Origin of the sequence: Comamonas squillarum (assembly GCF_025309455.1) — a bacterium.
Taxonomy (GTDB): Bacteria; Pseudomonadota; Gammaproteobacteria; order Burkholderiales; family Burkholderiaceae_C; genus Comamonas; species Comamonas squillarum.
Genome location: NZ_CP104377.1, coordinates 2,392,039 through 2,404,211, shown reverse-complemented (window position 1 = coordinate 2,404,211; position 12,173 = coordinate 2,392,039). Strand labels below are relative to the sequence as shown.

The window sequence follows — 12,173 nt, the reverse complement described above, 5'->3', positions numbered from 1 at the left end:
TGAACACCTTTTTTGCTGTGCAGCCACCGTGGACGGCTGCAGCTAGCTAGGGCTTACAGCGCCATGTCCGGCACCTTCTTGACAGCGCCCTTGTCTTCCTGGGGCTGCACACCGGCTTCCACGCCGTGCAGGCTGGGCGAGGCAATCGCCAGGTTCAGCGCCTGCTCGGTGGCCTGCCATTCCTGCTGCAGCATGGCGGGGTTTTCGTTGAGCTTGACGCCGTAGCTCGGCACGATCTTGCGGATCTTCTCTTGCCAGTCGGCGCTCTTGACCTTCTCGGGGAAGGCCTTTTCCAGCAGGGTCAGCATGATCGCTGGCGAGGTCGAGCCCCCGGGCGACGCGCCCAGCAGCGCGGTCAGCGAACGGTCCTGGGCCACGACGACCTCGGTGCCGAGCTTGAGAATGCCGCCCTTTTCGGGGTCGTTCTTGATGATCTGCACGCGCTGGCCCGCTTCCCACAGGCGCCAGTCAGCATCCTTGGCCTCGGGCATGTAATGGCGCAGCGCGTCCATCTTCTGCTCCTTGTTCAGGCTCAGCTGCTGGGCCAGGTACTTGACCAGCGCAAACTCGTTGACGCCGACCTGCAGCTGCGGAATCACGTTGGCAAAGGTCGTGGCCTTGGCCAGGTCAAAGTAGGAGCCGTTCTTGAGGAACTTGCTCGACCAGGTCGCGAACGGCCCGAACAGCAGCACACGCTTGCCGTCCAGCACGCGGGTGTCCAGGTGGGGCACCGACATCGGAGGCGAGCCGGTATCGGCCAGGCCATAGACCTTGGCCAGGTGGCGCTCAGTGATCTCGGGCTTTTCGGTGACCAGGAACTCGCCGCCGACTGGGAAGCCGCCATAGACCTTGGACTCGGGAATGCCCGACAGCTGCAGCAGCGGCAGCGCCGCGCCACCGGCGCCGATAAAGATAAAGCGCGCATCCACGGTCTGGATCTTGCTGCTGTCCTTCATGTCGAAGGCCGACACGCGCCAGGAGCCATCGCTGTTGCGCGTGATGGAGCGCACTTCCTGGCCGGTGCTGAGCTTGAAGTTGGGCTTGGACGACAGGTTCTTGTAGAACTGGCGGGTGATCTCACCCAGGTTCACGTCGGTGCCCAACGGCGAGCGGGTGGCGGTCACCACTTCGGCCGGGTCGCGGCCTTCCATCATCAGCGGGATCCATTCCTTGATCTGTGCTGGGTCGGTGGACGACTCCATGCCGGTGAACAGCGGCGAGGCTTCCAAGGCCTTCAGGCGCTTTTGGATGAAGGAGCGGTTTTCCTCGCCGAACACCAGGTTCATGTGCGGCGTGGAGTTGATGAACTCGCGCGGATTGCCGAGTACTCCAGCGCGCACCTGGTGCGACCAGAACTGGCGCGAGACCTGGAAGTTTTCATTAATGTTAATGGCAGAGGAAATCTGCACATTGCCATTTTTATCCATCGGCGTGTAATTGAGCTCGCACAGCGCCGAGTGGCCGGTGCCGGCATTATTCCAGCCATTGGAGCTTTCTTCGGCAACCTGGTCGAGGCGCTCGAACAATTCATAGCTCCAGCCGGGTTCGAGCTCCTGCAGATAAACGCCCAAGGTGGCACTCATGATGCCGCCGCCAATCAGCAGCACATCGACCTGGCGGTCTGCTTTTTCTGCGCGGTATTGGCTACCGAAGAAATATTGGTAACCGACCACGCCCGCACCGACGGCCGCTGCCGAGGCGACGAACTTGCGGCGGGTGAAGCCCTTCTTGGGCGCTTTGGCAGCGGAGGCCGCTTGGGGATTTTCTGTTGGATTCGTCATTGCTGAAACTCCACAAATTTTTGGATTTTGACGGTGTTGTCGTAAAAGACCATGAGTAACCATGGTTTAAGCAGGCTCAATGTCTCTCCGATTCTGGGGTGCCTGTTCTGACGGTATTGAGCTGCTTGGCGTAGGCGGTTCTGAATGAGGGTGTCAATGAATATCCGAGGCCGATATTAAGGGTGGCTCTGCATATCCATTAAGCAGGAAGTGGTTAATCAGCCATCAAGGACGCACCGGTATTTGGCGGCGTGCAAAAAACCAGTCGGCCAGCCCCGCGCAGACCACGGTGGCGGCCACTGGCGTAACCCAGCCCAGGCCCAGCGCGGCGCCGGGCAGGTGGTCCAGCCAGGTGGGCAGGGCAGCAGTCCATTGCAGCGCCTTGGCGCCGTCGACCAGGCCAAACACCAGCGCCACCAGCATGACGGGGATGTAGACCCGAGCGGGCTGCTGCCAGCGCTGCAGCAGGCTGAGCGAGACCAGCGCAATCGCGGGGGGGTAGAGGGCGACCAGCACCGGGCCGGCGATCTCGATCAGCTGCGCCAGGCCCTGGTTGGCCACGGCGGCACTGAAGATGCACAAGGACAGCGCGACACTGCGGTAGGAGAAACCGGTGAGCTGGCTGAAAAAGCTGCTGCAGGCGCTCACCAGGCCTACGCCGGTTGTGAGGCATGCCAGCAGGATCACGGCGGCGATCAGCCAGATGCCGGCGCTGCCAAAGCGGTGCTGCACAAAGGCGCTGAGGATCTGCACGCCAGTCACGGTGTTCTGTGCCAGCTCGCCACTGGTGGCGCCCAGGTAGCACAGTGAGATGTAGACCAGGCTAAGGCACACCGCAGCAATCAGCCCGGCATAGATGGCGTAGCGGGTGTGCAGGCGCGCATCGGTCACGCCCGCATCCTTGATCGCGTTGACGATGACAATGCCGAACACCAGCGAGGCGAGGGCGTCCATGGTCTGGTAGCCCTGCACAAAGCCCTGGGCAAAGGCGGCCAGCTGCGTGCCATAGTCGGGGTTGGCCGTGCTGTAGCCGCCCACAGGGGCCAGCACCGCCATGCCGCCCAAAGCCAGCAACGCGGCAATCAGCAGCGGGGTGATGAGCTTGCCCAGGGTGTCCATCAGCTTGCCGGGGAACAGCGACAGCAGCAGCACCAGCGAGAAATAGACAATGCTGAACACCAGCAGCGCAATCGAGGTATTGCCGACAAAGGGGGCAATACCCATCTCGAAAGAGACCGTGGCGGTGCGTGGCGTGGCAAAGAAGGGGCCAATGGTCAGATAGATCGTGGTGGCCAGCACCAGGCCGGCAATGCGGCCAATCGGATGGGTCAGCTGGTCCAGGCCGCCACCGACGCGCGCGAGTGCAACGACGCCCAATAGCGGCAGGCCCACGCCGGTCAGCAGGAAGCCGGTGGTGGCGCCCACCAGGTTCTCGCCAGCGGCCAGGCCAACCAGCGGCGGGAAAATGATATTGCCCGCGCCCAGGAACAGGGCAAAGGTCATGAAGCCGAGGGCGATAATGTCCCTGGTTTTCAGTGATTTCATAATGGCTCTTGGTTCTTGCTGGTTAGCGCCCACTTGTAGTGGATGCCGTCAGCGAATGGATTCGCGCAGACGCGCATCAGAAAAATCGCCCCATGGGGGACATGCGCTGTGCAAAGCGTTGGCTGCGGGCTCGGCGCAAAGGCCTGGAGCGCGTGGCGTCCATGTCGGGCTGGTGTTATAGGCTGGGCCAATAAGAGCCCTGTCATCTGAAGCGGCGCAAATCCGTATAAACCCTTATTTTCTGCGAAAAATCGTGACCCATATCAGCAAAGGCATATGTACCCCAGGGATTAGTGGGGTGGCAGCGCACAAACGTAGTAAGCACCTGCCCCGCCCCGAGGCGCAGCGGCTGGCGCCTGGCCAGGCACCAGGCCGTGGTTCCGGAGCCCTGCATGGCTGATTTGTTCAGCCAGGAACCGGCCGCGCCGCTGGCCGAAGCGCTGCGCCCCAAGACCCTGGACGAGGTGGTGGGTCAGTCCCATTTGCTGGGAGAAGGCAAGCCGCTGCGCTTGGCCTTCCAGTCCGGCAAACCGCATTCGATGATCTTCTGGGGCCCACCCGGCGTGGGCAAGACCACGTTGGCGCGGCTGACGGCGACGGCGTTCCAGTGCGAGTTCATCGCCCTGTCTGCGGTCTTGTCGGGTGTGAAGGACATCCGCGAGGCCATGGAGCAGGCCAGGCAATATCTTGCGCAGGGCAAAAACACCATCTTGTTCGTAGACGAAATCCACCGGTTCAATAAGTCGCAACAAGATGCCCTGTTGCCGCATGTGGAATCAGGGCTGTTCACCTTTATCGGTGCTACCACCGAGAACCCCTCCTTTGAGGTCAACTCGGCGCTGCTGTCGCGGGCCCAGGTCTATGTCCTCAAGTCGCTGACAGAGGCGGAGCTGAAGCGCTTGCTCCAGCGGGCCCAGGAAGAACATGCGCTTGACGATCTGGCGTTTGACGACCTGGCCGTCGATACCCTCGTGGGGTATGCGGATGGTGACGCCAGAAGATTTTTGAACCTGCTTGAACAAACGAGCACAGCAGCCAAGGCTTCAGGCGTTGCGGAGATCACGGCCGAGTTCTTGCAGAACGCGCTGACCTTGAACAGCCGCCGTTTTGACAAGGGCGGCGACAATTTCTACGACCAGATCTCGGCCTTGCACAAGTCGGTCCGCGGCTCGCACCCCGATGCCGCGCTCTACTGGCTCACGCGCATGCTCGATGGTGGCGCCGATGCGCGCTACCTGTCCCGGCGCATTGTGCGCATGGCCTGGGAAGACATTGGCCTGGCTGACCCACGCGCGATGCAGATTGCCAACGATGCTGCGCTGACCTATGAGCGCCTGGGCAGCCCCGAAGGCGAGCTGGCGCTGGGCCAGGCCGTCATCTACCTGGCCATGGCCGCCAAGAGCAATGCCGGCTACAACGCCTACAACCAGGCCAAGGCCTTTGTGAAGCAGGACAAGAGCCGCGAAGTGCCGGTGCATTTGCGCAACGCCCCGACCAAGCTGATGAAGGAGCTGGGCTATGGGCATGAATACCGCTACGCCCATGACGAGCCCAATGCCTATGCAGCGGGAGAAACCTATCTGCCAGATGGGATAGACCCGCCCGGCTGGTACCAGCCCGTGCCCCGGGGGCTGGAGCTCAAGATTGGCGAGAAGCTGGCGCAGCTCAAGCGCTGGGATGAGGAAGCCGGGCAGGACTGAGGCCCGGTTTTTCCAGCGCAGTCATTGGCTTGCTGGCGGTTTGAGCGGCGTGGTAGGGCACCCGCTGCCAAGGCCTTGCCTCCTGTGCGCAGCACGCGCTGATAGTTGCGCATGAAACCGGTACCACATCTTCGCGCAACGCATATTGCGCTGGATGAAGTGTGAGTAAAACACCGGGGTACACCCGGGGACCTCGGCAGAGGTCGTACAAGTTGTCGAAAATTTGCCGTAGATACGACAAAAGACTCTAGCGAGCATGGCGGGCATGCGCGGGAGTCGTATGACAACAAAGGTCTCTCACGATGCGGTTTTGCAAGTCAAAGTCGGGCGTCTCCTGGTCCAGGACTGCCTTCGGCTTGGTGTTTTCTGTGTGGGCGGGGATGCATGCGGCTCAGGCCCAGACGGCTGCGCCCGCGCAGCCAGCAGCCGCGTCGGCCGCCACGGCGCCTGTAGCGGCCACGGCCTCTAGCGATGCGCTGCTGGTGGAAAAGGGCCGCAAGCTGGCGGTAGCTGCGGATTGCGCAGCCTGCCACACGGCGCCCAAGGGTGGCGCCAGTTTTGCCGGTGGCTACCCCATCGCCTCACCGCTGGGCAGCATCTATGCCACCAATATCACCCCGTCCAAGACGGCCGGCATTGGCAGCTACAGTCTCGAAGACTTCAGCCGCGCGCTGCGCCAAGGGCTGCGCAAGGACGGGGCCCATCTGTACCCGGCCATGCCGTACACGGCCTATGCCCAGATCAGCGACGAAGACACCGAGGCGCTCTACGCCTACTTCATGCATGGCGTCGAGCCGGTGGACCAGGCCGCGCCGCAAACGGCCCTGCCTTTCCCCTTCAACATCCGCCTGTCGATGGCCGTGTGGAATGCGCTCTACCTGAAGGACCAGCGCTTCAAACCCGATGCCAGCAAGCCGCCGGAGTGGAACCATGGCGCCTACCTGGTCGATGCGCTGGCCCACTGCAGCACCTGCCACACACCGCGCAATGCGCTGATGGCTGAAGACAGCAGCCGCTACCTGGGGGGCGGCTCGCTGGGCGCCTGGTACGCGCCCAATATCACGTCGGACGCGGTCAATGGCATCGGCGGCTGGACCGAGGCCGAGCTGGTGCAGTACCTCAAGACCGGCCGCGTGCCCGGCAAGGCCCAGGCCGCCGGCCCGATGGCCGAAGCCATCGAGCACAGCCTGCAGCACCTGCCTGACAGCGATATTCAGGCTATGGCGTCCTACCTCAAGCAAACCAAGGCGGTGGCAGGCGGCGAGACCCAGCCGCGCTACCGCTATGGCCAGGCCAGCCTGCAGTCCGAAGACACGCAGCGCGGGCTGGTCGACGGCGCCGATGCCGGCTGGAAGGTGTTCAGCGGCAGCTGCGCCCACTGCCACCAGGCCAATGCCAGCGGCACGGCCAATGGCGAATACCCTTCGCTGTTCCACAACAGCGTGACCGGTGCCGACCGCGCCGACAACCTCATCGCCACCATCCTGCACGGCGTGGACCGCAGGGTGCAGGGGCGTGCCCATTTCATGCCTGCGTTTGGCGATGCCGCATCCTTCACCGACCGGCTCAGCGACCAGGAGATCGCCGATGTCAGCAACTATGTGCTCACGCAGTACGGCAACCCGGCCGTCAAGGTGCAGGCCGCCGATGTGGCTGCCGCACGCGCCGGAGGCAAGCCGCCGCTGATCGCCCAGCTGCCCGCCCTCATCGTGCCGGCCGCTGTGCTGCTGCTGGTGTTGGTGCTGGCCTTCATCGTGATCCGTCAGCGCCGCAAGGCCGCTGCCTCGTCTGGAGTCTGACCCGCATGACCTCGTCCTCTTTCCCCCCATCCGCCGTGCTCTGCGCCAAGCCCCTGGTGCCTGCGATGCCTGCGGGCATCTCGCGCCGCCGCCTGCTGGGCGCTGCGGCTGCCACCGGTGTGGCGCTTGCCGCCGGCGGCTTTGCCGTGCTGGGCTCCAGCAATGCCTTTGCCGCCAGCGAGGCAGCCGATGATTTCCTGCGCCTGTCGGAGTTCGTCACCGGCGGCAGCCCGCTGTCGGCAGCCCTGGCCACGCGCTACCTGGCGGCACTGACCAAGAGCGATGCGGCCTTTGCCGCCGCAGCGCAGGCGCTGCACCAGCATGTGGCCAGCCAGAAGATCAGCCATGTCGACGACCTGCTCGCTGCGCCCGATCTGGACCCGGCGCTGCGCGCCACCGCCACCCAGATCGTCTCGGCCTGGTACCTGGGCGTTGTCGGCGAAGACGCAGACGCCGTGCTGATCAGCTATGCCAATGCGCTGATGTACCGCCCCACGGCCGGCATCCTCGATATTCCTACCTACGGCAGTGGCCCCGATTCCTGGGGCGAAAAGCCCGTCGTGCCTGTCAGCCCCAACAAAAAGAGCCCACAAGCATGAGCAGCAACCAAACGCAATACGACGCCGACCTGATCGTTATCGGCTCCGGGGTCATGGGCGGCATCATCGGTGCCAAGCTGGCGCAGGCCGGCAAGTCCGTCATCATTCTGGAAGCGGGACCGCGCGTGCGCCGAGCCGACATCGTCGAGACCTTCCGCAATGCGCCGATCAAGCTCTCGCTGGCCAATATGAAGCTGCAGGGTGCGGGCTCGCCGTTCCCCAATCCGCCGCATATCCCCTCCACCTATGGCGACTACCTGCAGCAGACCGGCCCGGTGAAATACCCCACCAAGTACCTGCGCGTGGTGGGCGGCACCACCTGGCACTTTGGCTCGGCGCTGTGGCGCATGATCCCCAATGACTTCAAGCTGCAGACGCTGTACGGCCGCGGCCGCGACTGGCCGATTGGCTATGACGAGCTCGAACCCTATTACTGCGAGGCCGAGGCCGAGCTGGGCGTGACAGGCTACGACGGCCAGGACGAGAGCGGCCACGGCGGCGAGGCGCATCCGCCGCGCTCCAAGCCCTTCCCGATGAAGGGCTTCAACGTGCCCTACTTCATGCAACGCATGGACGAGATGCTCAAGCCCGGTGGCTACCACCCAGTGCTGGAGCCCCATGGCCGCGCCAGCCGCCCCTACGGCAACCGCCCGGTCTGCGCCGGCAACAACAACTGCAACCCGGTCTGCCCGATCGGCGCCAAGTACGACGGCTCCATGCACATCGATGTGGCCGAGCGCGCTGGCGCCAAGCTGCTCGACAACGCCGTGGTCTACAAGATCGAGGCGGGTGACGACGGCAAGATCACGGCCGTGCACTACAAGAAGCCCGATGGCACATCGCAGCGCCTCACCGCACGCCACTTTGTGCTGGCCGCCTATGGCATCGAAAGCCCCAAGCTACTGTTGATGTCGACCTCGGAGAAATACCCGAACGGCATTGCCAATTCGTCCGACCAGGTGGGCCGCAACCTGATGGGCCACACCGGCATCAGCATGAACATCATGATGAACGAGGACGTGTGGCCGGGCCAGGGCCCGACCGAGCTGCTGGTCTACCTGAACTACCGCGATGGCGCCTTCCGCAAGGACATCCCGAGCTACAAGACCAAGTTCCGCAATACGGTGACGACCTCGCAGATTACCTCCAGCCTGATCGCCAAGGGCGTGCTGGGCAGCAAGCTGGACGAGGAAATTCGCCGCCAGTCGGCCCGCTCGCTCAACGTGGCAGTGGACTTCGAGACCGAGGCGCTGCCGCAAAACCGCGTGGTCCCCAGCAAGACCAAGATGGACGCGATCGGCATCCCCGTGCCCGAGATCTACTACAGCGTCAACGACTACTGGAACGCCGGCCGCGACTTTGCGGTGAAGGACCTGCAGCGCATGGCTGGCCTGTTGCAAGCCGACATCCTGAAGATGGACACCAACCACCAGGACCGCCAGCACATCATGGGCACCACCATCATGGGCGACGACCCGAGCAACTCGGTCGTGGACCGCGACTGCCGCACCCATGACCATCCCAACCTGTTCATCGCCGGTACCAGCGTGATGCCCTCGGCATCGTGCATGAACCCGACCTTGACGGGGGCCGCCTTGAGCGTGCGTATTGCGCACCAACTGCTGAAAGAAATCTAAGCAGCCCGGCCTCAGCCGCTGCCCGGCGCTGAGGCCAGCCATTCCCCTCGGATAAGCCCCGAGCAGGACAATACCGGCCATGATCGTCCGTCCTCCCTTGCATTGGCTGCGCATGCTGTTTGTGTGGCGCGGCTCCATCCTGCCGGCGATCACGCCGCAGCTGATCCTCATCACCATCCTCGCGGTGGTGGCCACGCTGCTGCATGGCTCCATCCTGAGCTGGAAGGTGCCGCTCAACTTTGTGCCGTTCTCGCTGATCGGCCTGACCCTGGCGATCTTTCTGGGCTTCAGAAACAGCACCTCGTATGCGCGCTTTTGGGAGGCGCGCACGCTCTGGGGGGTGCTCCTGGTCGAGAGCCGGCACCTGGCCGCCCAGGCGCTGAGCCTGACCCAGGACCGCGCACAGGCGCGCGTGCTGGTGCTGCGCCTGTGCGCCTTTGCCTATGCGCTCAAGCACCAGCTGCGCGCCAGCGATGCGCGTGCCGATCTGGCGCTCTTCCTGCCACCGGGCGAGGTGCAGCAGATCAGCGAAGCGCGCTTTCCGGGCGCGATGGCCATGCTGCTGGTGCAGCGCTGGGTGGGTGAGCAATGCCAGCAGGGCCGCATTGCGCCGGCAGTGGTGCCCGTGTTCGAGCAGGCGCTGGCGCGCCTGGGCAGTGCGCTGGGCGGCTGCGAGCGCATTGCCAGCACGCCCATTCCGTTCACCTATTCGGTGATCCTGCACCGCAGCATCTACATCTACTGCTTTTTGCTGCCCTTTGGCTTGCTCGATTCCATCGGCACGATGACGCCGGTGATCGTCTGCTTTGTCGCCTACACCTTCTTTGCACTGGAGGCGCTGGGCGCCGAGCTGGAGCACCCCTTTGGCATGGAAGCCAATGACCTGGCGCTCGATGCGATGGTCTACGGCATTGAGTCCTCGGTGCTGGAGATGCTGGGCGAGGCGCCGTTGGCTAAAGCTCCCCAGGTGCGCGATTTTGTACTGCACTGAACACCAGGCTGGCGCGCAGTCCTGCGCCCTCTGAGCGCGGCGCCAGCTGAAACCGTGCCTGCTGCAAATGGGCCAATTTGGCCACAATCGCCAGGCCCAGGCCTGCGCCTTGGCCGAGCGACTGGCCGCTGGGCCCTTGCTGCCAGCGCTGCATGGCGGCCTGGCATTGCGCCTCGCTCATGCCCGGGCCGTCGTCAATGACGGCCAGCTCGACGCTGCGGCCATCGTCAGCAGCCTGCAAGGCCACGGTGACCGACTGGCCGCCATAGCGCAGCGCATTGAGGATCAGGTTGTCGAGCATGGCTGCGAGCAGGTTGGCATCGGCGGCAATGCGCAGCTGTTCGGACTCGGGCCTGTCCAGGCCCTCGGCACCCAGGTCGATCCGGGCGCGGCTGGCGGCATCCCAGTGGCGCAACACCGCCTGCTGCACCAGGTCAGCGGGGGCGACGGGCAGCAACTGCACGGCGCTGGCCTCGTCGCTCAGCGCCAGCAGCAATAACTGATCGACCAGGTGACTGGCACGCGCCACGCTGTCGGAGATGCGCTGCAGTTGCTGCTGCTGCACCGCAGGGTCAGCATGGCCCAGCCCATAGTCGGCCAGCGCCTTGATGCCGGCCAGCGGCGTGCGCACCTCATGGGCCACATTGCCGGCAAACTCGCGCTGGGCCTCGACGTTGTCGGCAATGCGGGCGAGCAGCGCATTGGTGGTCTGGCGCAGCTGCTCGATCTCGCGCGTGGTGGCCGGCGCGCTGGGGGGGATGGGCGCCAGATCCTGGGCATCGCGCCGCGACAGCGACCGTTGTAGCGCCGCGAGCGGCGCCATGTCTTGGCCAATGCGGTGGTGCAGCCACCACAGCAGCAGCACCAGCAAGCTCAGCTGCGGGATCGCGGCATAGAGGAACAGGTGCTGGATCAGGCTGTCGCGCACCCGCGTGGTGTGCATCATCACGATGCTGAGCTGCTGCTCGCCCACGGCGCTGCGCAGCGCCACGGCCCGTACCAGCTGGCCGTTGTACAGGGTCTCGCGGTAGCTCACCGGCTCGCTCTCGTCCCAGGGCAAGAGCGGCAGCGGCTCGCCGGCCAGCTGGCTGCCGTCGGCGCGGTAGACCGCGTAGTACACATACTCGGCTTGGTCAAACAGGGCAGCCTTGAGTTCGCTGTCGGTCAGCTGCAGGGCCACGTCGCCTGCGTCATCGGCGCGCAGGTGCGAGGCAATCGCATAGGCATCGTCGAGCAGCGCGCGGTCAAACGCACTTTGGGTGAAATGGTTGGCCAGGCCCATCATGAACACGGTGCCCAGCAGCCAGGTCCAGACCAGCGGCCAGCGCACATGGCGCAGCACGCGCATGCGCAGCGATGGCAGCGCGGCGGGATGGGGGGCCGCGGCGCTCATGGGGCATCGCCGCTGTCGGCCTCGATCAGGTAGCCAATGCCGCGCAGGGTGCGGATGGCCGCGCCGCTGTGCTGCAGCTTCTTGCGCAGGCGCGAGATAAAGGCTTCGAGCGCGTTGTCGCCCAGCGCCTCATCAAAGTCCGAGAGCTTGTCCGACAGGCTGCGCTTGCTCACCGCGCGGCCGGGCGGGCTCATCAGCTCCCAGAGCACTTCGAACTCGCGCGCGGGCAGGTCCAGCGGCAGCGCACCCACGCGAAAGCGGCGGTTGTTTCGCTCCAGGCTGAGCTGGCCCACGGTCGATACATCCTGCGTGCCAATGGCGCGGCGCACCAGGGCGCGCAGCCGGGCCTCGACCTCGGCCAGCTCAAAGGGCTTGCCCAGGTAGTCGTCGGCGCCGCTGTCCAGGCCGGCAATGCGCTCGGGGGTCTGGTTGCGGGCGGTGAGCACCAGCACGGGGGTGTTGTCGCCGCGCCTGCGCACCTGCTGCAGCAGCGCCAGGCCGCTGCCCATCGCACTGCCGCGCACGGCGCTGCAGGGCAGGTTCAGGTCGAGCAAGATGGCATCAAAGCGCTGCACCCGCCACCAGTGCTCGGCCGCGCCCAGGTCGGCCGCCTGGTCCACATGGTGGCCTGCATCGCGCAGGCTGCTGACCACCACATCGCGCAGCACCGCGTCGTCTTCAATCACAAGAATTCGCATGGTCCAAGCCTAGCAAAAGCAAAGCACCGC

The 12,173-nt window shown here is 64.6% G+C and carries 9 protein-coding genes; 5 read left to right on the top strand and 4 right to left on the bottom strand.

Annotated features, from left to right (window positions below; genetic code table 11):
• Positions 1-53 precede the first annotated feature (53 nt).
• A complete protein-coding gene (gene mqo / locus N4T19_RS11170; protein ID WP_260720218.1) occupies positions 54-1,781 on the bottom strand; it encodes a malate dehydrogenase (quinone) in 1,728 nt (575 codons plus the stop codon).
• 225 nt (positions 1,782-2,006) lie between these two features.
• On the bottom strand, positions 2,007-3,326 hold the full coding sequence (brnQ, locus tag N4T19_RS11165; RefSeq protein WP_260720217.1) for a branched-chain amino acid transport system II carrier protein: 1,320 nt from the start codon (positions 3,324-3,326) through the stop codon (positions 2,007-2,009).
• Between the two features lie 392 nt (positions 3,327-3,718).
• Here brnQ and N4T19_RS11160 point away from each other — a divergent pair, with 392 nt between their 5' ends.
• The 5 genes from N4T19_RS11160 to N4T19_RS11140 all read left to right on the top strand — a co-directional run bounded on the left by N4T19_RS11160 (position 3,719) and on the right by N4T19_RS11140 (position 10,052).
• On the top strand, positions 3,719-5,026 hold the full coding sequence (locus tag N4T19_RS11160; protein WP_116927777.1) for a replication-associated recombination protein A: 1,308 nt from the start codon (positions 3,719-3,721) through the stop codon (positions 5,024-5,026).
• Between the two features lie 359 nt (positions 5,027-5,385).
• Positions 5,386-6,825, top strand: a complete 1,440-nt coding sequence (locus N4T19_RS11155; protein ID WP_260720289.1) for a cytochrome c — start codon at positions 5,386-5,388, stop codon at positions 6,823-6,825.
• Positions 6,826-6,830: 5 nt separating this feature from the next.
• Positions 6,831-7,424 (top strand): sorbitol dehydrogenase family protein, encoded by a 594-nt coding sequence (locus N4T19_RS11150; RefSeq protein WP_260720216.1) that lies wholly within the window; start codon positions 6,831-6,833, stop codon positions 7,422-7,424.
• Complete coding sequence (locus N4T19_RS11145; RefSeq protein WP_260720215.1) at positions 7,421-9,061, top strand: GMC family oxidoreductase; 1,641 nt, start codon at positions 7,421-7,423, stop codon at positions 9,059-9,061. The genes N4T19_RS11150 and N4T19_RS11145 overlap by 4 nt, the downstream gene beginning before the upstream one ends.
• 79 nt (positions 9,062-9,140) lie before the next feature.
• Positions 9,141-10,052 (top strand): bestrophin family protein, encoded by a 912-nt coding sequence (locus N4T19_RS11140; RefSeq protein WP_116927780.1) that lies wholly within the window; start codon positions 9,141-9,143, stop codon positions 10,050-10,052.
• On the opposite strand, the gene N4T19_RS11135 is transcribed toward N4T19_RS11140, so the two are convergent.
• Together N4T19_RS11135 and N4T19_RS11130 are read right to left on the bottom strand one after the other, a co-directional pair.
• Positions 10,015-11,445 (bottom strand): sensor histidine kinase, encoded by a 1,431-nt coding sequence (locus N4T19_RS11135; RefSeq protein WP_116927781.1) that lies wholly within the window; start codon positions 11,443-11,445, stop codon positions 10,015-10,017. The two genes, N4T19_RS11140 and N4T19_RS11135, sit on opposite strands and share 38 nt — an antisense overlap.
• A complete protein-coding gene (locus N4T19_RS11130; protein ID WP_116927782.1) occupies positions 11,442-12,143 on the bottom strand; it encodes a response regulator transcription factor in 702 nt (233 codons plus the stop codon). Before N4T19_RS11130 ends, N4T19_RS11135 begins: the two co-directional genes overlap by 4 nt.
• Positions 12,144-12,173: the final 30 nt, after the last annotated feature.

Excerpts from the sequence above, each read along its gene's own strand:
- mqo (WP_260720218.1), bottom strand. The coding sequence starts at position 1,781 with ATGACGAATCCAACAGAAAATCCCCAAGCGGCCTCCGCTGCCAAAGCG.
- brnQ (WP_260720217.1), bottom strand. The coding sequence starts at position 3,326 with ATGAAATCACTGAAAACCAGGGACATTATCGCCCTCGGCTTCATGACC.
- N4T19_RS11160 (WP_116927777.1), top strand. The coding sequence starts at position 3,719 with ATGGCTGATTTGTTCAGCCAGGAACCGGCCGCGCCGCTGGCCGAAGCG.
- N4T19_RS11150 (WP_260720216.1), top strand. The coding sequence starts at position 6,831 with ATGACCTCGTCCTCTTTCCCCCCATCCGCCGTGCTCTGCGCCAAGCCC.
- N4T19_RS11145 (WP_260720215.1), top strand. The coding sequence starts at position 7,421 with ATGAGCAGCAACCAAACGCAATACGACGCCGACCTGATCGTTATCGGC.
- N4T19_RS11140 (WP_116927780.1), top strand. The coding sequence starts at position 9,141 with ATGATCGTCCGTCCTCCCTTGCATTGGCTGCGCATGCTGTTTGTGTGG.
- N4T19_RS11135 (WP_116927781.1), bottom strand. The coding sequence starts at position 11,445 with ATGAGCGCCGCGGCCCCCCATCCCGCCGCGCTGCCATCGCTGCGCATG.
- N4T19_RS11130 (WP_116927782.1), bottom strand. The coding sequence starts at position 12,143 with ATGCGAATTCTTGTGATTGAAGACGACGCGGTGCTGCGCGATGTGGTG.